This window comes from Latilactobacillus fuchuensis (genome assembly GCF_900258455.1).
Lineage (GTDB): Bacteria > Bacillota > Bacilli > Lactobacillales > Lactobacillaceae > Latilactobacillus > Latilactobacillus fuchuensis.
This window is the reverse complement of the sequence record NZ_LT984417.1, coordinates 606,139-632,334: the sequence shown is the minus strand read 5'-3', so window position 1 is coordinate 632,334 and position 26,196 is coordinate 606,139. Positions and strand designations below refer to the sequence as shown.

General features: G+C 42.9%; 22 protein-coding genes. 1 reads left to right on the top strand and 21 read right to left on the bottom strand.

Annotation, left to right across the window (positions count from 1 at the left end; genetic code table 11):
• The 7 genes from dltC to LFUMFP_RS02875 form a co-directional block, all read right to left on the bottom strand.
• The gene (gene dltC, locus LFUMFP_RS02905) at positions 1–237 is read right to left on the bottom strand and encodes a D-alanine--poly(phosphoribitol) ligase subunit DltC (RefSeq protein ID WP_035439317.1); all 237 of its coding nucleotides are present in this window, start codon (positions 235–237) and stop codon (positions 1–3) included.
• 30 nt (positions 238–267) lie between these two features.
• Entirely contained in the window at positions 268–1,476 is a 1,209-nt protein-coding gene (gene dltB / locus LFUMFP_RS02900) for a D-alanyl-lipoteichoic acid biosynthesis protein DltB (protein ID WP_025083968.1), read from the bottom strand.
• Positions 1,469–2,995 carry a D-alanine--poly(phosphoribitol) ligase subunit DltA gene (gene dltA / locus LFUMFP_RS02895; protein ID WP_025083969.1) on the bottom strand — a complete coding sequence of 509 codons (1,527 nt, stop codon included), beginning with the start codon at positions 2,993–2,995 and terminating at the stop codon, positions 1,469–1,471. The genes dltB and dltA overlap by 8 nt, the downstream gene beginning before the upstream one ends.
• A 23-nt stretch (positions 2,996–3,018) precedes the next feature.
• Positions 3,019–3,168 (bottom strand): teichoic acid D-Ala incorporation-associated protein DltX, encoded by a 150-nt coding sequence (locus LFUMFP_RS02890; protein WP_025083970.1) that lies wholly within the window; start codon positions 3,166–3,168, stop codon positions 3,019–3,021.
• 167 nt (positions 3,169–3,335) lie between these two features.
• Positions 3,336–3,647 carry a thioredoxin gene (trxA, locus tag LFUMFP_RS02885; RefSeq protein WP_025083425.1) on the bottom strand — a complete coding sequence of 104 codons (312 nt, stop codon included), beginning with the start codon at positions 3,645–3,647 and terminating at the stop codon, positions 3,336–3,338.
• 101 nt (positions 3,648–3,748) lie between these two features.
• Positions 3,749–6,112 (bottom strand): endonuclease MutS2, encoded by a 2,364-nt coding sequence (locus LFUMFP_RS02880; protein ID WP_056950799.1) that lies wholly within the window; start codon positions 6,110–6,112, stop codon positions 3,749–3,751.
• A gap of 52 nt (positions 6,113–6,164) precedes the next feature.
• On the bottom strand, positions 6,165–6,704 hold the full coding sequence (locus LFUMFP_RS02875; RefSeq protein ID WP_025083426.1) for a CvpA family protein: 540 nt from the start codon (positions 6,702–6,704) through the stop codon (positions 6,165–6,167).
• Positions 6,705–6,854: 150 nt separating this feature from the next.
• Between LFUMFP_RS02875 and rnhC the strand changes: the two genes are divergently transcribed.
• Entirely contained in the window at positions 6,855–7,778 is a 924-nt protein-coding gene (rnhC, locus tag LFUMFP_RS02870) for a ribonuclease HIII (RefSeq protein WP_056950797.1), read from the top strand.
• Positions 7,779–8,653: 875 nt separating this feature from the next.
• On the opposite strand, the gene LFUMFP_RS02865 is transcribed toward rnhC, so the two are convergent.
• From LFUMFP_RS02865 to tgt, 14 genes are all read right to left on the bottom strand, one after another.
• Positions 8,654–8,965, bottom strand: a complete 312-nt coding sequence (locus tag LFUMFP_RS02865) for a DUF1292 domain-containing protein (protein WP_025083427.1) — start codon at positions 8,963–8,965, stop codon at positions 8,654–8,656.
• Positions 8,966–9,020: 55 nt separating this feature from the next.
• Positions 9,021–9,458 (bottom strand): Holliday junction resolvase RuvX, encoded by a 438-nt coding sequence (ruvX, locus tag LFUMFP_RS02860; protein WP_025083428.1) that lies wholly within the window; start codon positions 9,456–9,458, stop codon positions 9,021–9,023.
• Positions 9,458–9,718: an IreB family regulatory phosphoprotein gene (locus LFUMFP_RS02855; protein WP_025083429.1), complete on the bottom strand. Its 261-nt coding sequence runs from the start codon at positions 9,716–9,718 to the stop codon at positions 9,458–9,460. The genes ruvX and LFUMFP_RS02855 overlap by 1 nt, the downstream gene beginning before the upstream one ends.
• A 279-nt stretch (positions 9,719–9,997) precedes the next feature.
• Positions 9,998–12,637 (bottom strand): alanine--tRNA ligase, encoded by a 2,640-nt coding sequence (alaS, locus tag LFUMFP_RS02850; protein WP_106483021.1) that lies wholly within the window; start codon positions 12,635–12,637, stop codon positions 9,998–10,000.
• A 247-nt stretch (positions 12,638–12,884) separates the two neighbouring features.
• Positions 12,885–13,868: a hypothetical protein gene (locus tag LFUMFP_RS02845; protein ID WP_106483020.1), complete on the bottom strand. Its 984-nt coding sequence runs from the start codon at positions 13,866–13,868 to the stop codon at positions 12,885–12,887.
• Between the two features lie 25 nt (positions 13,869–13,893).
• On the bottom strand, positions 13,894–15,252 hold the full coding sequence (locus LFUMFP_RS02840) for a DEAD/DEAH box helicase (RefSeq protein ID WP_025083432.1): 1,359 nt from the start codon (positions 15,250–15,252) through the stop codon (positions 13,894–13,896).
• Positions 15,253–15,279: 27 nt separating this feature from the next.
• Positions 15,280–16,236: a DHH family phosphoesterase gene (locus LFUMFP_RS02835; RefSeq protein WP_106483019.1), complete on the bottom strand. Its 957-nt coding sequence runs from the start codon at positions 16,234–16,236 to the stop codon at positions 15,280–15,282.
• 2 nt (positions 16,237–16,238) lie between these two features.
• The gene (locus LFUMFP_RS02830; RefSeq protein WP_106483018.1) at positions 16,239–17,561 is read right to left on the bottom strand and encodes a DRTGG domain-containing protein; all 1,323 of its coding nucleotides are present in this window, start codon (positions 17,559–17,561) and stop codon (positions 16,239–16,241) included.
• An 88-nt stretch (positions 17,562–17,649) separates the two neighbouring features.
• Positions 17,650–18,780, bottom strand: coding sequence for a DNA polymerase IV (dinB, locus tag LFUMFP_RS02825; RefSeq protein ID WP_106483017.1), 1,131 nt, complete (start codon positions 18,778–18,780; stop codon positions 17,650–17,652).
• Positions 18,781–18,841: 61 nt separating this feature from the next.
• Positions 18,842–20,335, bottom strand: a complete 1,494-nt coding sequence (zwf, locus tag LFUMFP_RS02820) for a glucose-6-phosphate dehydrogenase (RefSeq protein ID WP_025083434.1) — start codon at positions 20,333–20,335, stop codon at positions 18,842–18,844.
• 30 nt (positions 20,336–20,365) lie between these two features.
• Positions 20,366–21,013, bottom strand: a complete 648-nt coding sequence (locus LFUMFP_RS02815; RefSeq protein ID WP_025083435.1) for a metal-dependent transcriptional regulator — start codon at positions 21,011–21,013, stop codon at positions 20,366–20,368.
• A 531-nt stretch (positions 21,014–21,544) separates the two neighbouring features.
• Positions 21,545–24,139, bottom strand: coding sequence for a bifunctional acetaldehyde-CoA/alcohol dehydrogenase (gene adhE, locus LFUMFP_RS02810; protein ID WP_056950785.1), 2,595 nt, complete (start codon positions 24,137–24,139; stop codon positions 21,545–21,547).
• A gap of 400 nt (positions 24,140–24,539) precedes the next feature.
• The gene (gene yajC / locus LFUMFP_RS02805) at positions 24,540–24,926 is read right to left on the bottom strand and encodes a preprotein translocase subunit YajC (protein WP_025083436.1); all 387 of its coding nucleotides are present in this window, start codon (positions 24,924–24,926) and stop codon (positions 24,540–24,542) included.
• A gap of 72 nt (positions 24,927–24,998) precedes the next feature.
• The gene (gene tgt, locus LFUMFP_RS02800; RefSeq protein ID WP_056950782.1) at positions 24,999–26,141 is read right to left on the bottom strand and encodes a tRNA guanosine(34) transglycosylase Tgt; all 1,143 of its coding nucleotides are present in this window, start codon (positions 26,139–26,141) and stop codon (positions 24,999–25,001) included.
• Between the last annotated feature and the right edge of the window lie 55 nt (positions 26,142–26,196).

Sequence of the window (26,196 nt, the reverse complement as noted above, 5' to 3'; positions counted from 1 at the left end):
TTATTGAAGTTCCTTTACTTTAGCGATAATTTTATTGGGTGTTGCCCATTCAGTCCGTTCAAATTCAGAAACTGGGACTTCGATGTCTAATTGACCTTGTAATTCCAACAACATTTGGACCGTTGCCATTGAATCGAGTATGCCAGTTTCAAATAAATCTAAATCCATCGTGTCTTTTAAATCGTCATTACCCGTTAAGTCCGTTAAAATGTCTAATACTGTGTTTTCGATATCCATGATGATTACCCCTTTTATATTAAATTAGTTTTAGTGGAACCAGAGTTTGTCTAAGAATCCTGAGAAAATCAAGAAACTAAAGCAAACGGTATTGAACGTTGCGAAAATCGCTAGGTAGTTGGTCCAACGATTGCTGATAATCTGATCTTTGTGCTTCTTCTTAAACCGTAACCAGACATCGGTTAAAATGATCCAGATGGCGTGGAATAGCCCGTAAGCGATGTAATACCACGTTAAGCCGTGCCAGAAGCCCATCAATAGGAATAGGGTTAAGTAACCGAGATTAGCGATTAACACGCGATTCTTGGTGACCTTATGTTTCATCAAGAAGAAGACTAAGCGCATGTAGATGTAATCGCGGAACCAGAATGATAACGTCATGTGCCAACGATTCCAGAATTCCTTAATGTTCGGTGATGCAAATGGTTTGTTAAAGTTAATTGGCGTTTCGACGCCCATGATGTAACTGGTCCCGATGGCGAATAAACTATAACCCGCAAAATCAAAGAAGAGATACAGACTGTAGACGTACATATAACCCACAACGCCCCACGAAAGATCTAAGAAGCCTCCGCGACTAGCCATTGCTAAATGCGCCAATCTTGGTAAAAGTAGTGTGCCAAAGAAATAGCCTAAGATAAACTTATACACAAACCCGAGCATTAAATTGTGGACGGCTTTACCGAGCATTTCAATATAGTGATCCCGATCTGGAATCTTCAGATAGTCTTTCTTAAAGCGCCGGTAACGATCAATCGGACCGGATGAAATCGTTGGAAAGAATAGCATGAATTGTAAGAACAACCAAGGTTCGAACTTTTTGATACTGCCATCCCGCGTTTCCATAATCATCCCAACCGCTTTAAAGGTCAGATAACTAATCCCCAAGAAGCCAATGATTGAATTACTGCCCGGATTGAGGAACGGCACAAACTTAACAATCACTAACGGCATAATCGCCAATACGACGGCTAAGTTAAAGAGTAACGTGCTGTTTTTCTTCTGGCGATAAACGGTGTATCCCCAGATCAATGCCCCTTCGAACAAGACATAACCAATCAGTGCATAACCTTGTTCAATCTTATCTCCGTCAAAAATTAAGATTAAAAAGATTAATGAAACAAGTGTTTCGTAGAAGTGCCACCGTTTACCATTCAAAAAACCAATGATCAACGGGATTAAAGCTGCTCCTAAAATTAAGAAATAAGTCGGATTCGCGTACGGTTGTAAATTAGGCATTGCCGTTAACCTCGGTGATCAAAGCTTTCCGATCAACCTTACCATTGACGGATAATGGTAATTGCGTTTGATAAACAAACCGTTGGGGAATCATGTAATCCATTGTGTTTTCAGCTAAGGCTGCTTTTAACGTCTTCGTTAAAGTCGCATCCCCAGTTTGATCCGCATTTGGCACGACATACGCAATCAATTGCGTGACTTGATGTGCTTTGTTGTAACGCGGCACTGTGCAAGCTTGTTTGACTTGTGGGAGTTGTCCCAGATGATGATCAATTTCTTCCAGTTCAATCCGGTATCCGTGCATTTTAACTTGGAAGTCGGTCCGGCCTTTGTAGAAGATTAGACCTGATTGATCTTGCGTGACCAAATCGCCGGAATGGTAGAAGCGTTGGCCGTCTTTTTCAAAGAAAGCCGCTGTCGTCTTGTCTGAGTTGTTTAAATACCCTTTCGAGACACTTGGCCCACTGATTAACAATTCACCAGGTTGGTCAGCTGCGACGACTTGGTTTTGTTCATCAACCACTAACGTCTTCGTATCAGACTTAGTGTAACCAATTGGTAACCGATCATATTGCGCCAAGAGGTCCGCCGTGATTTCGATGCTGGTCATTGCGACCGTCGCTTCTGTGGGGCCATAGGTATTAAAAATCTTCGTTTCTGGGAATCGTTCTAATAACTTCAGCGCGGTTTGGTGCGTCAACTCTTCACCACAGAAGACGAATTGCGTTAATTCTGGATAGTGTTGACTATCGAAAGTCGGTGCTAATAAACAAATCTCAACAAACGATGGTGTTGACACCCATTCGTTGACTTTCAAAGTCGGTAAGACTTCAAATAATTGCTTAAAGTTATTGGTGACTTCTTTTTCAAGAATGACTAAGGTTGCGCCTGAGCACAAACCGGGGTATAAATCCATGACCGATAAATCAAACGAATACGGCGCTTGAATTAACACTCGGCTATTATCAGCGACTCCGAAAGTCGGGTTCGCCCATTGAACGAAGCTCAAAAGGTTGTTTTCACTGATTTGAACCCCTTTTGGTAAGCCAGTTGTGCCCGATGTAAAGATGATGTAGAAATTGGCATCCCCGCTGACCTGTTGGCTCTGATCGTAATCAGTGGCACCAGTCGCGATGGTCTCGGCTAAGGTTGTTGCCGAATAAACCGGCCCCTTAACGGTCAATTGGGCTTCTGGGACCCAAGATAAAACGGCGGCTGGTTGCGCGACCGATTCAATCTGTTGAATCCGTTCGGCATCCGAATGCTGTTCAACAGGAATATAAGCGTGCCCGGCTTTAACGGCCCCTAAGAAAGTCGCGACCATCTCGAATTGTTGTCCGCCAAAGACAATCACGGGTGCCCCCGCTGGTAATGCTTGGGCTTGGATGAAATGCGCAATGCGATCAGATGCGGTTTTTAAATCCGCATACGTGTGTTGTTCTGCGCCATATTGATAAGCCACGGTTTGTGGTTGATTAATTGCAATTGTGTCGATTCGTTCAATAATATGTGCCCTCATCATTTAAGGCCTCCTTGATCAGACTAAAATTCGTTATAGATAAATTTAGGACTACCGATACCGCTATAGTCGTATAAATAGAGTAGGATTAAAAGAATCACAAAATAAATGATTGTCCTACCGATAAAATTGACAATTGGCTGCTGCCAAAAATTAAGAAGTTTTTGTCCCATTTTCACCATTTCCTTCTCTAATTGTGCTGTTTTCATTACTATTACTATGTAGATAAAGTTACCACAACCCATTATCAACAACCACTAACAGTTTTGTCACACGAATGTAATATAGCAAAAAAGCAGCCTTTTCAAAATGAATTCATTTCGAAAAGGCTGCTTTAAAATTAATCGATATATTGTGCTAAAGTTTGGTTCAATTGTTCTTTATTATGGAAGCCGGTAATTGTTTCAACGACTTTGCCATCTTTTTTAACAATCAACGTTGGAATGGCCATAATGCCAAACTTAGCGGGTGTTTCTGGATTAGCGTCAACATCCATCTTAACAAATTTTACTTTGTCGTTGGTTTGCGCTAATTCTTCGATGACTGGGGATTGCATCCGACAAGGACCACACCAAGTTGCCCAAAAGTCAGTTAAAACAACCCCTTCATTTGTTTCAGCTTCAAAATTCTTATCTGTTAATGCTTCAACCATACGATCACCTCATTTAGATTGTTCAAAACCTATTATCACATAATGCTAGTCTACACGTTGTAGTTCTGAATAACAACTAATGTGCTTACAAAAAATCAGCATTATTTGAAAGTGACAATCGTGGCCCCGTTGCCGCCCGCATTAGACGGTGCATATTCGTATTTTTTAACTTGACGGTTGCCCTGTAGATACTCTTGAACACCTTGACGAATCGCACCCGTCCCTTTACCATGAACAATCGTCACTTGTTGATAATTGGCTAACAAAGCGGCATCGATGTATTGATCAACTTCACCCATTGCTTCTTCATACCGTTTGCCTCGTAGGTCAAGTTGCGCTTTAATGTGGCGCATACCGCCACTATTGACGGTTGTGACTTGGCGTTGTGGCCGTTGATCTTCGACCACTTTTTGTTTCTCAATATCGGCACTGTCAATCTTCATCTTAATGATGCCCATTTGGACTTCCCAATTGTGCGCATCAATTTGACGCAATAGTGTCCCGCGTTGGCCGTATGACGTAACTAAGACTTCATCGCCTTCTTTGAGCGTCTGTTGGCGTTTAGCGCGTTGTAAGACCTTATTTTTCTTCAAGGCTGTTTCTTGATGCAACTCATTCAAGGTTGTTTTAGCATCAATCAATTGGTTTTCTTTGATTTGTGCGCCCTGATTCAACTGCATCTGGCGTAAATTAGTAATCACCTTATCGGCCTTTTCCTCAGCCTTTTCCACAATTTGGTTGGCTTTTTCTTTAGCCTTCGTCATTTCGGTTTCCCGATCTTCAAAGAACTGTTGATAAGCGGTGCTTAACTGTTGGTGTAAATCGGTCGCTTCAGTGACTTCATACCGCAATGCTTGGTACTCCGTTTCAGCGGCTTTACGTTGATTTTCCAAATCGGTAATCATGTTATTCAAATCTTGGCTGTCATCAGTCATCAACTGTTTGGCCTGATTGACGATACTTTCTGGCAACCCAAGACGCGTTGAAATATCAAACGCGTTACTGCGGCCTGGTACCCCGATTAACAACCGGTAAGTTGGTTGCAAGGTCGCCACGTCGAATTCCATACTCGCATTGATGGTTTGAGGCCGATTATACCCGTAAATTTTTAATTCTGGATAATGGGTTGAAGCGACCACATTGGCCCCGACAATCCCGATTTGATCCAAGATGGCAATCGCTAAAGCGGCCCCTTCTTGCGGATCAGTGCCGGCCCCCAATTCATCCAATAGGACTAAACTATGGTCATCAATTTGATCCAGAATCTGAATAATATTTTCCATGTGTGCCGAGAAGGTACTCAAGTTTTGTTCAATCGATTGTTCATCACCGATATCGGCAAAGATATCCGAGAAAACCCCGACTTGGCTTTCTTCTCGCGCCGGGATAAATAAGCCGGACTGCGCCATAATTTGGAGTAGGCCTAACGTTTTTAACGTGATGGTTTTCCCACCGGTATTCGGACCCGTTACCACAATCGCTTGATAATCCGCTCCAATGGTAATGTCATTAGCCACAATTTTCTCCGCAGCAATTAGTGGATGGCGTGCTTGTTTTAAATCAACGTGGTTCTCAAGATTAATCAACGGTTCAGTCGCTTTGAGCGTTTTGGCTAATTGCGCTTTGGCGTTGACGAAATCCAGTTCACCTAATAATTCAGCATTGGCCAAAATTTGGTGCCGTTCTGGCATAATCGCTTCGGATAATTCAGCTAAAATCCGTTCAATTTCTTGTTGTTCTTCAATCTGTACTTGACGTAGACGGTTATTTAAATCCATAATCGCTTGTGGTTCCATAAATAACGTCTGACCACTGGCACTTTGATCATGGACAACCCCACCAAATTGACCGCGGTATTCTTGTTTAACCGGGATCACGTAGCGGTCGTTACGAATCGTCACAATCGGATCACTCAAATACTTCGCCTTGCTGCCGTGCGTATAGCTATCCATCCGACTGCGAATTTGACCTTCCAATTGTTTCAAGCCAGACCGCAAGCCCCGTAACTTCGTCGAAGCGGTATCTAAGACCGCACCATCATCAGCGACTGAACTCCGGATGCGTTCCGTCAACTGCGGTAGTGTGACTAATTGATCGACCAATTCGGGCAGTGCCTGTAAGGGCATTTCACTTTTAGCGAGCTCTTCAAAAAAGCGGACCGTTGCGGAGGTTGCGCGCAAGACCCGACCCAGTTGGGCCAGTTCGCGACCATTTAACATCGCGCCAATTTCGATTCGTTTTAAATGGGGCCGCACGTTTTCCAGTTGAGGTAGCGGGATGCCACCCTTTAACCGTTCAATATCGACACCGTCTTTGGTTTGATTCAACATGACTTGAATCAATTCGGCATCATTGATTGGCGCGAGTTGCGCCACTTTTTCCTGACCAAAAGCGGTCAAAACGTGTTCCTGTAACATTTTTTTGATTTGCTGATATTCTAATGTTTTTAATATTTTTTGATTCATTCTAATCCAACTCCTTTAAAAAAAGTCTGACCTTAATCGTCAGACTCGTTTACTAACCAGCGACCCACCACTGCGTAATCTGTGAGGTTAAAATCGGGGTCTTTAAGACCATCGTTTTAGCCACCCACGAGTGGGCTAATGTATTTTGCAAGCCGTCGATTGGGACCAATGCTAACACGTATAAGAATAGAAAAATACCAATGTAAACGACCACTAAACTCAATAAACCACCCAACAATTTGTTAAACTGTTTTAATAGCGGTAAATAGGTCAACGAGTTGGCTAATAATCCGACTAAGCGAACCAATAAGCCACCGATAAACATCACGATTAAAAAGGCAACCCCGACGTAAAAAGCTTTATCCAACGATAATCCCGTGCTCTTTTGGAAAAAGGCAAAGTAACTATCTTCCGTTGCAGAAGGGTACGGCACTAACAAACTGAGCTGAGGACCCAGTGTATGACTAAGTGTTTGGGCAATCCAAAAGACGATAAAATACCCGACCGTGTAGACCATTTGTAATACAAAGCCCCGGCGAACCCCCGTATAAACGGCATATAACATCATTAAAATAATTATTAAACTTAACATATGATCCCCTTAAAGACATTCATCATTTTTAATTACCGACTATCTAGCACAATAAAAATTTGCTAGTTCAACTGAACTATTTTATCATGAAATAAGCAAAAGTGACAATCTTACCCATTTATCTGTCATTATTCAGACCTGGAGGCCATTATGCAAGCTGTGATTCAAGTGAGTCCCACCCAATTAAAAGCAATTCAAGCACAATATCCGACTAATCGTCAATTACCCCCTGGTGCAGTTTTTGCCCACAAGGCTGGCAGTCTCAGTGTGACCGGCTATCGTTCCGGCAAAGTCCTTTTTCAAGGGACTGGTGCCCAACAAGCCGCTCAACAGTGGGGCTCAGTTGCCCCGGCTAAATCAGGGACAACCACCCCAAAAACTAAAAAGGCCAAAGGCGATCAACTCCCACCCGATTTTGCCAGTTGGGCCGTGCTCGGTTCTGATGAAGTCGGCAACGGTAGTTATTTCGGTCCCCTAACAATTGCCGCGGTTTACGTCAGTCAAGCCAACCTCGATTTCGTCAGAGGTTTAGGCGTCGCCGATTCTAAAACATTAACCGATCAGCAAATTGATCGAATGGCCATCCAGATGATAGACCGCCTGCCCCACCACATCGTCAATATTATGCCGGCCAAATACAACGAAGTTCACGAGAAGATGAACATCGAAAAAATGAAGGCGATCAGCCATAATTTTGCCTTATTAAAAGTTTTAAAACAGATTCAACCAGACAAACCAGCCGGGATTTTGATTGATCAATTTGAACCACGCGATATTTATTATCGCTACTTGCAAAAAGAACCCCTAGTCGTCCGCGAAAATGTTTATTTCTCAACCAAAGCGGAACAATTCCATCTCGCGGTTGCGGCAGCATCAATCATCGCGCGCCACCGCGCCAACGTTGCGATGCAAGAACTCTCACAATTAGCTGGCCGGACAATCCCGGTCGGTAGCCATAAAGTCGTGGACCAAATCGCCGCCGATTTACTCGCCAAAGGTGGCCTCGACTATTTAGGCCAATTCGCCAAGTTGCATTTCAGCAACACACAAAAAGCACAAGGACTATTAAAATGAGTGCTAACTCAGCCGGTTAACTTCTGAGTATAGCCTAGAATTGTGAATTATGACTGATTTTAGTCATGATTTGCGATTCGTAGCTAAACGGAAGAAGTTGGCTGAGAAGCACGTTATGGCAGAAGTGCTGGAACCCACGGCTTGATTCCGAGCATTAGCCTAGTTTCGTGAATAAAGGCCGCCTTTTGGACTTTGTTTACGAAACGTAGCTAAGCACAAGAATCAGTGGGTGCAAGCACGTTATCGTATGAGTGCTGACTCGAGCGGTTAATCTTCGAGCATAACCTAGAAATGCCAATTATGGTCGAACTTAACCATGATTGGCATTTCGTAGTTAAGCGGAGAAGATTGCTCGAGAAGCACGTTATGATCTGAGTGCTGACTCGGCCGGGAACTTCTGAGTATAGCCTAGAATTGTGAATTATGACTGGTTTTAGTCATGATTTGCGATTCGTAGCTAAACGGAAGAAGTTGGCTGAGAAGCACGTTATGACAGAAGTGCTGGAACCCACGCTTTGATTCCGAGCATTAGCTTAGCGAATAATAAAAATAGCACTTTAACCAATTCTGGTTAAAGTGCTATTTTTATTAATGCTCAGTTGCTTACCGTAACTCACAGCACTCTATCCAAAACGTGTTCAATCCCCACAGCTCTCTGTGCTTAGCGACGTCTAGCAAACAAAGACCAAAAAACGATCTTTATTCACTAGACTAGGCTAATGCTCGAAAGCTCCCGTGGGGTTGAACACTCTATCCAAAATGTGCTTCTCAAGCAAGCCTCTCCGCCTAGCGACGAAAAAGAGTGAATGCCCAAAATTCAGGTCATTCACTCTTTTTCTAGGCTATACTCAGAAGCTACCCGGGTTGGCAGCACTCTATTGCATGTTGTCGTCTGCTAAGAATGTGTTTAAGACTTCTTCCACCATTTCCCATTCTTCATCGTCTTCGATTGGGAATAAGTCGCCTTGACTGGCATCGCCTTCAACGTCTGAAGTGAATGCAAAAGCTTGGATATCAACTTCTTCATCATCTTGTGCGCTTGCTGGGTATAGTAACACGTATGACTTACCGTAGTCTTCTGAATCAAACGTGAAGAGGACTTGGTATAATTCTTCGTTACCTTGATCATCAATTAATGTAATTTCTTGTTCTGCATCTTGGTGGATGTTCTTATTTTCGTCAGTCATTCATCAAAACTCCCTAGTGATTATATTTAAATGCGTCTCGTGGACCATTTAGTGTTTACAATTTCGTTAAGCGACCATGCGCATCCAAATAATTTTGTAAAATCATGACAGCTGCGAGCTTATCAATGACTTTTTTGCGCTTCTTGCGAGAGGTATCGGCTTGTTCAACTAACATGCGTTCGGCTTGAACCGTCGTCAATCGTTCATCAATAAAGTCAACCGGTATTTCTGGAAAAAGTTGTTGGAGCATTTCGCCGTACTCTTGGGCTTTAATCGCCCGCGGACCAATTGAATTATTCATGTTCTTGGGTAAACCCAAAACAAAGCCGGTGACTTGGTGTTCTTTGACCAGTTCTTTAACCCGGTCTAACCCAAACTCAGCTTCATCTTCGTTAATTCGAATAATTTCAACGCCCTGTGCTGTCCAACCGAACAAATCACTGACGGCAATTCCCACCGTACGTGAACCAACATCAAATCCCATTAACCGCATTATTTCGTGTTTCCTTTATCAAGATAATTTTTGACGAGTTCTTCAATAATCTCATCACGTTCATGTTTGCGAATCAAATTACGCGCATCGTTATAGCGTGGAATGTAAGCTGGATCCCCTGATAACAGGTATCCAACAATCTGGTTAATTGGATTGTAGCCCTTTTCTTCTAAAGTCTGATAAACCGTTTCTAATGTTTCATGAACATTTTTCGGGCTATTCTTACCGAAATCAAAATGGACTGTCTTATCTAGATTCATCTCTCAACACCTCAACTTTTCGCTACTTATACAACCATATTCTACTCGAAAATAGCCTAAAGTACAACCAACACGATTATCCTGTAACAACTTTGTAAAGAGTTACTATCACATAGCTGTGACAAAATGCGATTATCAAGTCAGAAAAATGGCCTATCCTGTTTTAGGAATAGACCATTTTTCGATTTGAACGGAAATTGATGCGTTATGGCGCGCGTTGAAGCACAACCGTCATTTAATTTAGATTCCTTTAAAATAATGCTGGCCTCAATTTTTGACCTATTTCATTAAAAATTCTTGCGCAGCTGTCAATGCGGCTGGAATCCCGACTGGGTTCTTACCACCGGCTTGGGCCATATCTGGCCGACCACCGCCACCGCCACCAACAAGGGGTGCAATGTGTTTGATTAAATCGCCCGCTTTGATGCCGGCTTTAATTGCAGCTGGTGCAACAGCGACGATTAAGCTGACCTTATCGCCAGCAACCGTTGCTAACACTAAGACGTCTGAGATAGCTTTTTGTTGCCATTGATCGGCCAATTGACGGAGTTCATTCATCCCCGCCACTTTAGCGTCAGCAGCCACTAAGCGCCATTGACCCGCTTCAACTACGTTTTCAAAGACGTTACCGGCTTGTTGTTGTGCAAACTTCGCTTTTAATTGTTCATTTTCTTTTTGTTCTGCTTTTAAATCACTTTGTAATTGTTGAATTTTCTTTGGTAAATCTTTGACTTGAGCGACCTTTAATTCGCCAGCTAATTGATTAAGTAACGCTTGTTTGTCGTTGAGATAAGCAAAAGCGGCTTTCGACGTCACAGCTTCAATCCGTCGGGTGCCAGCACCAATCCCAGATTCACTTGTAATCTTGAAGAGGCCTAAATCAGACGTATTGCGGGCATGCGTCCCACCACAAAGTTCCATTGAATAGTCACCGATTTTAACCACGCGCACGGTCTTACCATATTTTTCGGTAAAGAGGGCAATCGCCCCCATCGCTTCAGCGGATTCGATATCCGTTTCAACCGTATTAACGGGCAGTGCTGCCCAAATTTGGTTGTTGACGATTTGTTCGACTTCAGCCAATTGTTCAGTGGTTACTTGACCCAAGTTAGTAAAATCAAACCGTAAATAGTCAGGTTCCACTAATGAACCAGCTTGATGCGTGTGTTCGCCCAAGACGTCGCGTAAAGCTTGATCCAATAAATGAGTGGCCGTATGATTCTTGATGACCCCACCCCGAAAAGTTGGATCAACCACTAGCGTATAATGGACGCCACTTAACATTTCATCTAGGACTGTGACGGTATGCAATGGTTGGCCGTTTGGTGCGTATTGCACATCAGTCACTTTAGCGACCACTTGGCCTGCCAAGTTTTTAACAATCCCTTGGTCCGCGACTTGCCCACCCATTTCGGCATAAAATGGCGTTTGGTCAAAAATAAGTTGGGCTTGACCTTCACTAATCATCGTTTGTTTCGCGTTGTCTTGAATAATGACGGCCAATTTACTGTCGGTTGTCAATTCAGTGTAGCCCGTAAATTCACTAGCGACCTTAATGTCCAATAGCAATTCGTTTTGAGTCCCCATTGATTGTTCGTCACTACGGGCATTCCGCGCCCGGGCTTTTTGTTGCGCCATTTCGGCTTCAAAACCGGCTTGGTCAATCGTTAGACCTTCATCTTGCGCATATTCAGTCGTTAATTCGATTGGGAAACCAAACGTATCAAATAATTTAAACGCTGCGGCACCCGTAATTTCAGTTTGACCAGCGGCTTTAACGGCCACAATCGTTTCGTTCAATAACCGCAACCCATCATTTAACGTTTCGCGGAAACGATCTTCTTCTGAACGAATGACTTTTTCGATAAAGTCTTTTTGCGCTAAAACATCAGGATAATAGCTAACCATGATGTCACCCACGATTGGCACTAATTGATACATAAACGCATCGTTAATGCCTAACTTCTTCCCATTCAAAATCGCCCGCCGGATTAAGCGTCGTAACACATAACCGCGACCTTCGTTAGATGGCATCGCACCGTCACCAATCGCAAACGTCACTGCGCGTGCGTGATCGGCAATAATTTTGAACGCAATATCGTCAGCTGTGTTTTTGCCGTATTGTTTATGGTCACTCAATTTTGCCGTGGCTTCGATCAGTGGCATAAATAGATCTGTTTCAAAGTTCGTTGGGGCTTCTTGGATGACTGAAACCAGGCGTTCAAGACCCATCCCCGTATCAATATTTTTATGGGGTTGTTCAACATATTCACCATTTGGTAAATGATTGAATTCTGAGAAGACAATGTTCCAGACTTCCAAGTAACGTTCGTTCTCGCCGCCAGGATAGTTCTCTGGGTCGTCTTCAGCCACATTGTTGAATGATTGGCCACGATCGTAAAAGATTTCTGAGTCGGGACCACAGGGGCCTTCACCGATATCCCAGAAATTGTCTTCAACTTCGATGACGTGATCCGCCGACAACCCGACTTTTTCAATCCAAATTCGGTGCGCTTCTTGATCTTTAGGGTAAACCGTCACGTATAATTTAGCGGGCTCTAAACCAATCCACTTATCGCTCGTTAAGAATTCCCAAGCCCAAGGAATCGCGTCTTCTTTAAAGTAATCACCGACTGAGAAATTACCTAACATTTCAAAGAAAGTATGGTGACGCGCAGTCTTCCCAACATTTTCAATATCGTTAGTCCGGATACTCTTTTGGGCGTTAGTAATCCGTGGATTTTCGGGTACCACGCGGCCATCAAAATACTTTTTAAGCGTTGCGACCCCTGAATTAATCCACAATAACGTTGGATCATCGTCCGGAATTAATGGTGCACTCGGTTCAACATCATGGCCTTTTTCTTTAAAGAACTCTAAAAACATTTGACGCACTTGGGCGCTCGTTAATTTTTTCATCTAAATTCTCCTTCAAAATAATAAAACACCGCTGCAAATTCAAGGACGCATAAGCGCGGTACCACCTTGATTGCAACGATGTTAGTCGTTAACCTCTTTATGAGTTTATTGAATTGTTGACGGTTGGGGAGCACGCTCATCGACGCCGTTGCTTTCTCTCAATGAATCCAAAGCATCCCTGTCTACATTGCTGATGAGGTATATCCCAACACTTCCAAAGTATAAAAAATAATCGCGAAATTGTCAACTACTCGAGCACGATTGGAATCGTCCGTCGATATTGACGAGGCACTTGTACGTCTTCAATGACCTGCGTTGCCAGCCCCGATTCATAAAATGGCGACGTCGGCAACACCTGTTCCAGTTGGTACCGGCCACCGGTGACACACGGGCCACCCTTATAGACTAACGGATCATTGGTCAATTCGTAGCGTCGTTGCCCATCAAAATCAAGACCAAATGACTGGTGCATCAATTGATTGGCGGTTGGTAAATGATTCCCCGCAACCCACAGACTAGTTGTGCCCGCACCTTTGAGCCATTCATATTGATCCGGACTCACAAAATCGAATCCTTGTTGGTGTAACGTCTGTTTAAGCGCTAATTCTGACAAATTAATCTTTTCAAACACTTGATAGGCTTGGTGCTGCATTAATGGTTTAACAATTAAATGACGACTTTCAAAATAGGCCGACTGGCTTTCCCGTTGCCGGTAAAGCAGATTTTGCAGTTCGGCTTGATACTGCCGATAAAACAGTTGATTCCCGCTAAACTGGCCATTGACCAAGGTATAAACGCCTTGCGCTAACCAGTCAATCGGTTGGGCAGCTTGTGCGACCAATAACGCGGGCATGTTAACCGTCCGGTTGTCTGAAGTCAGTTCATTCACGTAATCAGAAACCGCGTCTTGGTTCGTTAACACAATCCCCTCATCGGCTTTAAGCGGTCGATTCGATTGCGCAAACCATTCGTTAGGCGTTAGTTTCGTCGCCCCGGCTGACCAACCCAATTGGACAGCGGGTTGCCCTGGAATAAACAAAAACTGTTCGCCCAACAACCAGACACTATAGGTCTTCAAAACCGTCTGTTGATAGTCAACTTTCACCGGTTCAATCCAATCGACCGCCACTAGCGGACTAACAAAATAGCGTAAAACTTGGCCAAAATTAGCCCGCCGATCGGCTTCTGATAATTGTTGCCATTGACTTAATTGCAAATCGAATTCATGCATTTATGCCACCCCAATCATAATTTGACTAGCGTTTATTACGAGCTTTGGTTTCCCGTTTTTTCTCACGGAGTTCAACCCGTTGTTCAACCCGCCGTTTTTGACGCGCGTCTTTTTGGATTGCTTCTTTAATCTTTTTCTTATAACCTGGTTTACGTTTTAGTTTGGCCTTTTTGACCATCCCTTTTAAACCAACGTCTAATTCATGGGTGCTAGCCGTCCGTTTCTTCCGACGATTACGATCGTAAGAAGTGACTAATTCGCCATCTTTTAATACTTTCGGTGTAAACTTGATGCCCATATTTTCAATCTGCGCAACGGCATTTTCATCTTCTGGACCGTATAATGTGATGGCTGTTCCGGCTAAACCGTTCCGGCCCGTCCGACCCACTCGATGAATAAAGAATTCTAAATCTTCGGTTGGAATTTCAGCATTAATGACCATGCTGACCCCTTCGATATCAATCCCACGGGCTGCTAAATCAGTCGCCACGACGTATTGATAATCTAAATTATGAACTTCTTTCATAACGCGCTTACGTTGACGTGGTGGTAAATCGCCATGAATCTTAGCAACTTTCAAGCCTTGTGATTGTAAGTAATGGTGAATATCATCAACACGACTCTTCGTATTAGCAAAGATCAACACTAAGAATGGATGGCCCATCGTAATCAACGTGTAGATTGTTTGATTAACGGCCTTGCCCTTAGTTGGCAATAACCAGTTTTCAATCGTGGGGCTAATCACAGATTCGTTCTTAACTTCTTCGATCACCGGATTGTGCATGTATTTTTGTAAAAATGGTTGTAGCTTGTCAGGAATCGTCGCTGAAAAGACCATCATTTGTAGGTCTTCTGGTAAACGACTAGCAATTTGATCGACGGGTTTCAAGAAGCCCATATCAAGCGTCATATCCGCTTCATCGACCACTAGAATCTTAGCCGTGTAAATCTTTAAGGCTTTACTTTCGATTAAATCTAAAATCCGACCAGGCGTCCCAATAATAATTTGGGGTTGGTGTTGTTTTAGTTTTTCGATTTGGCGGTGTTTATCGGTCCCACCGACATAGCGACCAATCCGAATTTCAACTGAACTATGTTTGGCAATTTGTTCAGCCGCCGTGTAAATTTGGTACGCTAATTCACGACTAGGCGCTGTGATGACGGCTTGTACTTCATCTTTTTCAGCGACAATTTTGTTGAAGATTGGTAATAAGAAGGCGTGGGTTTTACCACTCCCAGTTTGTGATTGACCAATCACACTTTTACCAGCATTGATGACGGGCATGACGCGCCGTTGAACCGCTGTTGGTTTGGTGAAATGAATTTCATCTAAAGCTTCAATAATTTCTGGCTTTAAATTAAATTGGATAAATTGATTTTCCATAAAATCCTACTTTCTATTTTAACCGCGCTACTGGGCTGCTTGGTACGCATCCGCAAGCGCTGATAATTCTGCAATAATCTGTTCAATTTCAGCTTGATCCGCTGCATTGGCGCCACTGGCCATTGGATGACCCCCGCCAGCATGTTGTTTCGCTAATTCGTTAATGACCGGTCCTTTTGACCGGAAATGAACGCGATAAGCGCCGTCGTCTTGTTCGACAAACGTCACCCAAGTTAAGACCCCCCGTAACCGGCCGGGTGTCCCGACAATCGAATGGACCTGTTGGGCTGACACGTGTAGCCGTGCTTGAGTCGCTTGGCTAACAACGAGATAGGCAACATGGTGTTGATTGACCTGTAATTGGTCAAACAAGTACCCTTGCAACTTGGCCTGTTCCAACGTGATTTCATTCATGCGTTGATTAATCTTAGCATGTTGGATATCAAACGTCATCATTTGAGCGGCACAATTCATCGTATGCGGACTGGTTGAATCAAACATAAACCGCCCCGTATCACCGACCATACCGGCGTACAGAACACGAGCGGCAGCATCGTTGAATTGCAAACGACCCTGACTATCATTGACGATGTCGATGATAATTTCGGAAGTACTTGAAGCGTCGGGTAAGACCCAATTCAAATCACCATACGGATCATCGTTTGGATGGTGGTCAATCTTAATCAGGTACGCGCCATCTTGATAATGATCGTCACTAATTCGTGGTGAATTGGCTGCATCGGTCGTAATCACTAAAGCCCCTTGATAGGTCGCTTCATCGATACTTTGAACGTTTGCCAGCCAAGCCAAATCGCCGGTATCACTACCCACTTGATAGACTTTTTTAGTTGGAAAACTATTCCGAATGACTTCCGCCAATCCAACTTGTGACCCAATCGCATCGGGATCCGGATGAACATGCCGATGAATAATAATCGTGTCATAGGCTTCAATTTTGGCAATAATTTGTTCTGGAATTGTCATGGTTAACCTCTTTCTAAAATCTGACAAGTCACAATCGCTTTAGCAACCATAACATGGTTCGCATAAATGTCCACATCTACTTTAGCTGAACGACGACCAATGTCTAATAATCGGGGCAAAATTTTGATTTGACTTTCAATTTGAATTAAACGTAAATAATGTAAATTAACCTGTTCAATCATCGAGTGGCGTTTATACTGAGTCTGCAACATCCGTTGACAGGCAGCCGAGACGGTTTCGCTCAAAACACCAAACGAAATCGTTCCTAAATTATTAGTCATTTGTGGACTGACTTCAAACTGGTACGCCGCCGAATAAAATTCGGAATCAAGATCATCTGGTTGGATTAATTCGACAATCTGATCGTAAAAGGTTTCAGCTACTTGCGGTTGGCGTTGCGCCGTCTGCATATTGGCCATCACGTCTTGACGGGTGATAATCCCTTCTAATTCAAGGTTATCAGCCACTACCGGCATCATTTCTAAACTATTCCAAGTCATTGAATGACCGACACTGGCGACGCTCATATACTTCTTAACACTCGACGGGTTCTTCGTCATAACCTTATCCAGCTGCATCGTCGTTGGTTTGTCCAAGATATCCTTAATCGTGACAATCCCAACCAATCGGCCGTGTTCGTTAACCACTGGAAAACGCGACATGTTGACGGCCGCACTTAACTGCTTATAATCACCCACGGTTTCGGTCGCCAGTAACGAATAAGTATCCGCCAAGGGATGGTAGATGTCAGCAACTGTCGTGATTTCCTTTTTAATTAATTGATCGGTCAAAGCCCGATTAATTAACGTGCCGACGGTATAAGTATCATACGTTGTCAGTAGAATCGGTAAGGCCAATTCATCGGCCAACGCGACGACCTCCGGCGATGTTTGTAACCCACCGGTAATCAACACGGCCGCGCCATTTTCAAGCGCTAGTCGTTGAACGTCCTCGCGATCACCAACAATCATCAACGATTTAGGGGTGATATACCGTTTCATCGCCTCAAGTTGCATCGCACCAATCACAAATTTATCCAATAATTTATTCAGGCCGGCTTTACCACCTAACACTTCACCATCAATCACTTGCACGATTTCAGCGAAGGTCAGATTTTCAATCTTGCCTTTTAATTTCTGTTCAATCCGAATGGTGCCGACTCGTTCAATCGTGCTGACTAAGCCGCTATTTTCAGCCGCCTTAATCGCCCGATAAGCCGTACCTTCACTAACATCCAGCGTTTTGGCAATTGAGCGCACCGAGATCTTATCCCCAATTGGTAAATTATCGATGTACGTTAAGATCTGATCATGTTTAGTTGTCACTCAAAAGCCACCGCCTTTCAATTATTTAATAATCGGCATACTTATCTATAGTATATCGGTTTTCATCGCTAAAAACAAAGTAAACTCGTCAATCATTTTCCCAATCATAAAGTGGCAGCGTGATATTTTCAAAAGTTTGCGGTGCCAAGTTTGTGACGGTAATCCCTAACAGACGAATCCCGACTTCAGCGTGCCCGATGCTCGACCAAATTTGCCAAGCGATAGTTTCCAATTCTTGTGCACTACCGACGTATTCACCTAACGTTTTACGTTTCGTAATCGTTTCAAACTGGCGATTACGAACCTTAACGACCACCGTTTGGCCGTGCTTTTGATTTTTACGCATGCGGACGGCGACTTCTGCGGCAATCATTTTCAATTGGGCTTGAACCTGTTCTTCACTAATCAAAGGTTGCCCATAAGTGTGTTCGTTGCCAATCGATTTACGTTCACGTTGGTATTCAACAGGCCGATTATCAACGCCACGCACATGCCGATAAAGCCCATAACCAAGTTTGCCGAAGTTTTGCATCAACATCATTTCAGATTGTGCCAATAAATCAGCGCCCGTTTCGATGCCCAACTCTTGCATTTTGACGGCCGTTTTTTGACCAACCCCGCGAAATTTTTCAATCGGTAACCGCGTTAGAAACGGAATCGCTTGTTCCGGTAAGACTATTGTTCGACCCGCCGGTTTACGGTAATCAGACGCCATCTTCGCCAGAAATTTATTATAGGAAATCCCGGCAGAACTCACCAGTTGGGTTTCTTCCAGAATGGCCTTTTGCAAATAAGCGACCACTTCAATCGTATGCGTAAAACCTAACTTGTTCTCAGTGACATCCAGATACGCTTCATCGAACGCAATCGGTTCAATTTTATCGGTAACCGTGTGAAATATTTCATGAATTTGTTCTGAGACGGACCGGTATAACGGAAAATCAGGCGTTTTGAACACCGCCTGATGTTTTGGAATCAACTCGGCGGCCTTTTGCGCGCTCATCGCCGAATGGACACCGTATTGACGCGCGACATAATTGGCAGTCGTCACGACCCCTTTGCCTCCCGTATCACTTGGATTACGGGCGATAATCAATGGCTGCCGGCGTAATTCCGGATGTTCACGTTCCTCAATCGACGCATAAAAAGCGTCCATATCGATATGCACAATCTTGCGACTCGTATCATTGCGCAATGGTATTTTAAATAATTCCGCCATAGTGGTCCCTCCTCTCAAAAAGAAAAGCCTACGCTTCACACGCAGGCTCGATAAAATTCACTTATTTAGATTGCGTTGGATCAAAAATCCATTCCGCACCAGTTGATTGGACTAGCTCAGTCGCTTCTTTGGGGCCCATTGAACCGATTGGATAAGTTGGTAAAGCCGTTTGATCAGCATCCCAAACTTTCCGAATCGCATCAACGAACTGCCATGAAGCCGCTAATTCACGCCAGTGCGTAAAGTTAGTCCCGTCGCCATTCAAAGCTTCCAAAATTAAACGTTCGTAAGCTTCTGGACTGTCGGCTAACATTTGTTGATTATATTGATAAGCCAATTGGCCAGGGACTAATTCAAAGCCTTGTCCCACTTTTTTACCGTTTAACGTTAACGCAAAACCTTGTTCAGGTTCGACAAAAATCGTTAAAACATCGGGTGCGACTGCTGATTGATCATTTTTATCAGGTGCAAAAATATTAACACCCGTCTTTTTGAAGACGATATTAATTTGCGTTTCTTTACGCGCTAATCGTTTCCCGGTCCGGACGTAGAATGGCACACCACACCAACGTTCGTTGTCAATCAGGACTTTACCAGCGACAAATGTTTCGGTTTGCGACGCCGGTGCGACGTTCGTTTCTTGCCGATACCCTGGTTGCGTTTGACCCTCAACCGGCGTTTCGCCATATTGGGCCCGGACAAAATTAGTTTTAATTTCGGCCGGTGTGTAAGGCTGAATACTCTTGAATAGCCGGGTCTTTTCCCGTTGGACATCTTCCGCTGAGAAACTAACTGGCATTTCCATTGCTAGCATCCCAATCACTTGCATAATATGATTTTGCATCATATCGCGCAAAGCACCGGATGTTTCATAATAACCAGCCCGATCTTCAACACCCACTGATTCAGCAAGGGTAATTTGGACGTTATCGATAAATTGCTTGTTCCAAACGGCCCCCAATAACCCATTGCCAAAACGGAGCGCCATAATATTTTGAATCATTTCTTTACCCAAATAATGATCGATGCGGTAAATTTGATCTTCTTCAAAAGTTTGCGTTAATTCATCATTTAAAATTTTAGCACTATCGTAATCACGGCCAAATGGTTTTTCAATGATCAGGCGGTTAAAACCATCCGCCGTCAACAACGCTTCTGACCCTAAATGGCTCGCAATGGTTCCAAAGAATCGTGGTGACATCGCCATGTAATAAATTCGATTTTGTTGCAGTTGATATTGGTCATCCAATTTAGCGGCTAATTGTTTCAACGTTTCGTAATGTTGGGCATCGGTCACATCGTGTGATTGATAGTAGAAATGGCTCGCAAAGGTCTTTTTAACCGTTTCATCAGCCTCGAAACCGGCTAGCGAAGTCATAATAATCTCATGATAATGTTCGTCACTCCAAGGTCGACGTGCCGTTCCAATGACTGCAAAATGTTCTTTTAAATAACCCTTTTGGTAGAGATTAAATAAAGCCGGATACAATTTACGTTGCGCTAAATCTCCTGAACCACCAAAAATAATAAATAATGCTGCTAAATCCGTACGCATATTGCCACCACTTTCACTCGTTAATTAAGTTTATCTCACAAAAATATGTTGGGCTGCTTTAATCCCAACTTGAATGTCATTTTTAGTTGTTTCATCGTACAACGTCAATGGGCTTTCAAACAAGCCAACTTTTTTCAAAGTCACAGTGTCGCCAACCGATAAACCAATTTCAATCGTATATTGCAACAGTTCGTTATCGTCTAGAACCCGTTCTAAAACGGCTGTCTCGCCCAATTCCATCGCCACTAGCGCACGATTACTTTGTTTTTCAAACTCGCCACGTGCATTGGGAATAATGCCGCCATGCGGACAACGCGTTGGATGCCCTAAGAAATCCGCTAGCCGTTCAGCTAAACCAGGATTTGTCACATGTTCCAATTGTTCCGCCTCTGGATGAACATTATTAAATTGATAATCCAATTTGTCCACTAAAAAGACTTCCCACAACCGATGATTGCGCACTAATAAAGCCGCTTCTACAGCGCCTTCTTTCGTTAATTGAATGCCTTGATAGGACGTATGGGTCACGTAGTTTTCCTTGACCAACTTATTGACCATCTCAGTCACAGAAGCCGCCGAAACGCTCAACCCCGCCAATATTTCTTTATTCGTTACTTTTTTAGTGTCGCCACCCAATTCAAAAATGATTTTTAAATAATCTTCTTTATTTGGTGTCATAACAATCCCGATCCTTGTTTAATTTGACGACAAACTTTTCTTAGTCATCCTTTAACCAAATGAATGTCTACTTTCTATTATGCCTTATTTTGCAGAATATTAACACTCTCAAGTGTCAAATTTATCGAACAAAATCACGAACTACTTAAACTACTGATGAACCGAAATAATCAAAACCACGTTTCTCAAGTAGCCTTTTCCGGTTAACGATAAAACAGGAATCATGAGCAAGAGACCGCTCATCATTCCAACAACTTCTGCTTAATTTAAATAGCGTATCATGACTGAAAATCGTCATAATACGCTATTTTTGTTAATGCTCAGAATCTACCGTGCGGCGTCGCACTCTGCCTTGAAACGTGTTTTTAGGTTAATCCTCAAAGCCTGACCAACTTGAGTCAGCGCTCTGTTCTGAAACGCGCTTCTCAGCCAGCTTCTTCCGTCTAGCTACAAATGGCGCATAATGACTAAAATCAGTCATTATGCGCCATTTTAGGCTATACTCAGAAGCTAATCGGCTGAGTCAGCGCTCTAAAATTCTGCTTCCAATATTGCCTTTAATTCCTTGATTAATGGTTCTTTTGGATTCGTTACCGTACAGTTATCTTCATACGCTAATTCAGCTAAACCGTCGACGTGTTTGTCGAAATCAGCTTTCTTAATCCCATTTTCGTGTAGGCTCATTTGAATACCGACACTTTCAGCTAGTTTCGTAACAGCTTGTGCATAAGCTTCGACCAATTCGGCCGTTGTATTGCCTTTCAAGCCAAGATAACGCGCGATTTCAGCATAATCTTCATCGGCTCTGAAATAGCTATACTTAGCCCATAGTGCCCGTTTGGTTGGTGTTTTCGCGTTATAACGAATCACGTGTGGCATCGTGATGGCAATCATCAAACCGTGAGGCAAGTTGAATGCGCCACCTAATTTATGTGCGATCGAATGGTTAATGCCTAACAAAGCGTTGGCAAATGCCATCCCGGCCATCGTTGAAGCATCGTGCATGTTCCCTTTGGCTTCAATGTCGCCAGCGTAACTATTTTGTAAGTTATCAAAAACTAATTTAATCGCTTGTAAGCTAAGACCCTTCGTGTAATTAGAGGCCATCGTTGACACGTAACTTTCAGTCGCATGACATAAGACATCAATCCCAGTATTGGCAACAACGCGTGGTGGGACACTTTCAACAAATTGACTATCAACAATCGCAACATCTGGCGTCAACGCATAATCAGCCAATGGGTATTTAATGTGCGTTTCACTATCCGTAATGACGGCGAATGGTGTCACTTCAGAACCCGTCCCGGAAGTTGTTGGCACACAGATTAATTTCGTTTTGTTCAATTTAGGGAACTTGTAAGTCCGTTTCCGGATGTCCAAGAATTTTTGTTTAGCGCCAAAGAAATTAGCATCGGCTGAATCGTAGAATAACCACATGCCTTTAGCCGCATCCATGACGGACCCCCCACCAATTGCCACAATTGCGTCTGGTTCAAAGCTGCGCATTGCTTCGGCACCTTTATAAACGGTGTTGGTTGATGGATCAGGTTCAACGTCTGAGAAGACTTGCATTTGGACTTCGTTCGCCCGTTTAGCGAGGACTTCTTCAACAATTCGAACGTAACCGAGGTTAACCATGCCTTGATCAGCAACGATAAAGACTTTGTTTAAGCCGTCCATTTTTTCAAGATAGTTAATTGAATTCTTTTCAAAATAAATTTTACTTGGTAATTTAACCCATTGCATATTATTCCGCCGTTTCGTTAACGTCTTAACGTTCAATAAATCAATCGTTGACACGTTATGTGAGATTGAATTATGGCCGTATGATCCGCAGCCTAAAGTTAATGATGGAATCATTTCGTTATACAAATCACCAATGCCCCCTTGTGCGGATGGTGTGTTAACCAAAATCCGACAAGCTTTCATGCGTTTGGCAAATTGTAGTGGTAATTCTTGGTCAGTCGTATGCAATGACGCCGTATGACCTAAACCACCTAAATCTAACATTGCTTCACACAAGTCCAAACCGTCTTCACGGTCTTTCGCTTTAATCATCGCCAAAACGGGTGATAATTTTTCATGAGACAATGGATATTGATGGCCAACACCCTTAATTTCAGCAATTAAAACGGGTGTATCTTCCGGAATATCAAGACCAGCCATCTTGGCAATCTTAGCCGCTGATTGACCAACGATTGGTGGACGAACCGCATTTTTAGCAGGATCAATGATGGCTTCGTTCAAGGCTGGCAGTTCACTTGATTTCGCGAAGTAAACGCCTTGCGCTTTAAATTCTTTTTTAACGTCATCATAAATCTTAGCATCAACAATCACTGCTTGTTCTGACGCACAGATCATCCCGTTATCAAATGATTTCGATAAAATCAAATCATTAACGGCTTGTTTGATGTTTGCTGATTCTTCGATGTAGGCTGGCGCATTACCGGCCCCGACGCCTAATGCTGGTTTCCCAGTTGAATAAGCGGCTTTAACCATGCCAGGTCCACCAGTTGCTAGAACCGTCGCAATACCAACGTGATTCATCAACGTTTGCGTTGCTTCAATACTAGGTTGTTCAATATAAAGTAAGGCATCCGCTGGTAAGCCAGCTTTAACGGCTTCTTCTTTAATGACTTCTAAAGCGCGAACAGAACATTTTTGTGCGTTTGGATGGAATGCAAAAATAATTGGATTCCGCGTTTTAATCGCAATTTCTGATTTAAAAATCGTTGTTGACGTTGGGTTGGTGACTGGTGTTACCCCCGCAATGACGCCGACGGGTTCCGCAATCTTCGTAATCCCGTGTTCAGGATCTTCTTCAATCACACCAACTGTTTTATTATCTTTAATCGCATGCCAAATTTCTTCGGTAGCAAACATATTTTTGATGGCTTTATCTTCATAAATTCCACGGCCAGTTTCTTCGACAGCCATCTTAGCAAGTTCCATATGATGGTCTAAGCCCGCAATTGCCATTTGGTGCACGATATGATCAATCTTTGCTTGATCGAATGTTTCTAGAATTGCCAATGCTTTATGAGCGCGTTCAACTAAATCAGTCACCATTTTATCAATATTTGATTGTGTTTTAACAACTTCTTTAACTGTTTCTTTCTTGACCATCTGTTTGCCTCCGCTAATTTAAAAATTATTGTGATTTATTTAACAAAGAAATTGTACCGCACATTTGAATCGTTGTAAACACTTTTTTGTGATTTTTTTAACAGAATATAAAACGATTCCATTTCAGTTATACCGTTTTTAAATTAAATATCAGCACTACATTGTGGATTAAATCACTTGCCATTAGGCTTAACGGCCTTTTTGAAGCATCAAAAAAAGAGGCTATACTCAGAAGCTAACCGGTTGAATCAGGCACTTCAATTTTTAACGTGCTTTTGAATTGCAACAACTTCCGCTTAACTAAAAATCCCCCAATTATCTTAAAATCAAGATAACTGGGGGATTTTCTGTTAATGCTCAGTTACTACCCGCAACTCAACACACTTACTGTTTTAATAATCTATTTTGTGTCGTCTTTTGAATCATCAGTTGTCACGTCTTCAGTTGTTGCTTCAGTAATTTTTTCTTCAACAACGGGTGTTTCAGTCGTTGCTTCTGGTGTCACGTTACGAACAGCGCTTAAATTAAACTTCAAGTAAACGCCATCGCAATCTAAGACAACGGTTTTAGCGTCAGTGTTCACTGAATCAATCACACCGTGTAAACCACCAATTGTAATGACGGCATCGCCTTTTTTCATTTGGTTAACCATTTCTTGATGTTTTTGTTGTTGTTTCTTTTGTGGACGCATAACCATGAAATACATCATCGCCATCATCAAAATTAAAATAATAAAGAAACTTGAACCGCCAAAAGCACCACCGGCACCTAATACTAAACTTGTCATCAAAAATACCCCTTTTCATTATTAACTATCTTTAACTGTAGCAAAATTAACGGCTAACTTCCAGTTTATTCGCTAGAAATTACGACCATTGTCATTGTTATAACCATATTCTTCAAAAAAGGCCGCGCGGAACTCTAATAAATTATCCTGTTCAATCGCATCTTGAACCTGGTGCATCAAATTAATCAAGAAATACAGATTGTGATAACTCGTTAAATGAATCCCAAATGTTTCATTTGCTTTAATCAAATGGCGAATGTAAGCCCGCGTATAATTTTTACAAACATAGCAATTACATTTTGGATCTAATGGTCTGAAATCTTCAGAATACTTCGCATTTTTAACGACTAAGCGGCCTTGCGACGTCATCGTTGTCCCGTTTCTTGCAATCCGGGTTGGTAAAACGCAATCGAACATATCGATTCCACGAATGACGCCATCAATTAAAGCATCTGGCGAACCAACCCCCATTAAATAACGTGGTTTTTCTTCTGGCAACATTGGCGTCGTGAAATCGAGAACTCGATTCATTTCACCCTTTGATTCACCAACCGATAGACCACCGATCGAATAACCGGGGAAATCCATCCCCACTAAATCACGGGCACTTTGCTTACGTAAATCTTCAAAACCAGCGCCTTGGACAATCCCAAATAAGCCTTGTGTTGCAGGATTTTGATGGGCAATTAAACCCCGTTCTGCCCAACGCGATGTCCGTTCAACGGATTTTTTGACGTAATCATAACTTTCGAAGAACGGTGGACATTCATCAAAACTCATCATGATGTCCGCACCCAATGCGTTTTCAACTTGAATCGCTTTTTCAGGGGATAAAAATAGTTTTTCACCACTGAGGTGACTTCTGAAAGCCACGCCATCTTCACTGATATCACGTAACTTCGCCAATGAAAAGACTTGGAAACCGCCGGAATCAGTTAAAACACCGCGGTCCCAATTCATAAATTTATGCAAACCGCCCGCTTTTTCGACGATGTCTTCACCAGGTCGTAACCACAAGTGATAAGTATTCGATAAAATAATGCCGGCGCCCATTTCTTTCAAATCTTCGGGAGCCATTGTTTTAACGCTGGCTTGCGTCCCGACTGGCATAAACATTGGTGTTTTGAAAGTCCCATGCGGGGTGATGATTTCACCTAACCGAGCACCTGTGTGTTTTTCTTTTTTGATTAAACGATATTTAATCGCTGGTTCCATTTAATCGACTCCAATTCTAGTATTTATTCTTGCTTCATTTTAGCAGACTTCCCCG

Bases quoted from the DNA above. Each gene is read 5' to 3' on its own strand.
- dltC (WP_035439317.1), bottom strand. From the start codon at position 237: ATGGATATCGAAAACACAGTATTAGACATTTTAACGGACTTAACGGGT.
- dltB (WP_025083968.1), bottom strand. From the start codon at position 1,476: ATGCCTAATTTACAACCGTACGCGAATCCGACTTATTTCTTAATTTTA.
- dltA (WP_025083969.1), bottom strand. From the start codon at position 2,995: ATGAGGGCACATATTATTGAACGAATCGACACAATTGCAATTAATCAA.
- LFUMFP_RS02890 (WP_025083970.1), bottom strand. From the start codon at position 3,168: ATGGGACAAAAACTTCTTAATTTTTGGCAGCAGCCAATTGTCAATTTT.
- trxA (WP_025083425.1), bottom strand. From the start codon at position 3,647: ATGGTTGAAGCATTAACAGATAAGAATTTTGAAGCTGAAACAAATGAA.
- LFUMFP_RS02880 (WP_056950799.1), bottom strand. From the start codon at position 6,112: ATGAATCAAAAAATATTAAAAACATTAGAATATCAGCAAATCAAAAAA.
- LFUMFP_RS02875 (WP_025083426.1), bottom strand. From the start codon at position 6,704: ATGTTAAGTTTAATAATTATTTTAATGATGTTATATGCCGTTTATACG.
- rnhC (WP_056950797.1), top strand. From the start codon at position 6,855: ATGCAAGCTGTGATTCAAGTGAGTCCCACCCAATTAAAAGCAATTCAA.
- LFUMFP_RS02865 (WP_025083427.1), bottom strand. From the start codon at position 8,965: ATGACTGACGAAAATAAGAACATCCACCAAGATGCAGAACAAGAAATT.
- ruvX (WP_025083428.1), bottom strand. From the start codon at position 9,458: ATGCGGTTAATGGGATTTGATGTTGGTTCACGTACGGTGGGAATTGCC.
- LFUMFP_RS02855 (WP_025083429.1), bottom strand. From the start codon at position 9,718: ATGAATCTAGATAAGACAGTCCATTTTGATTTCGGTAAGAATAGCCCG.
- alaS (WP_106483021.1), bottom strand. From the start codon at position 12,637: ATGAAAAAATTAACGAGCGCCCAAGTGCGTCAAATGTTTTTAGAGTTC.
- LFUMFP_RS02845 (WP_106483020.1), bottom strand. From the start codon at position 13,868: ATGCATGAATTCGATTTGCAATTAAGTCAATGGCAACAATTATCAGAA.
- LFUMFP_RS02840 (WP_025083432.1), bottom strand. From the start codon at position 15,252: ATGGAAAATCAATTTATCCAATTTAATTTAAAGCCAGAAATTATTGAA.
- LFUMFP_RS02835 (WP_106483019.1), bottom strand. From the start codon at position 16,236: ATGACAATTCCAGAACAAATTATTGCCAAAATTGAAGCCTATGACACG.
- dinB (WP_106483017.1), bottom strand. From the start codon at position 18,780: ATGGCGGAATTATTTAAAATACCATTGCGCAATGATACGAGTCGCAAG.
- zwf (WP_025083434.1), bottom strand. From the start codon at position 20,335: ATGCGTACGGATTTAGCAGCATTATTTATTATTTTTGGTGGTTCAGGA.
- LFUMFP_RS02815 (WP_025083435.1), bottom strand. From the start codon at position 21,013: ATGACACCAAATAAAGAAGATTATTTAAAAATCATTTTTGAATTGGGT.
- adhE (WP_056950785.1), bottom strand. From the start codon at position 24,139: ATGGTCAAGAAAGAAACAGTTAAAGAAGTTGTTAAAACACAATCAAAT.
- yajC (WP_025083436.1), bottom strand. From the start codon at position 24,926: ATGACAAGTTTAGTATTAGGTGCCGGTGGTGCTTTTGGCGGTTCAAGT.
- tgt (WP_056950782.1), bottom strand. From the start codon at position 26,141: ATGGAACCAGCGATTAAATATCGTTTAATCAAAAAAGAAAAACACACA.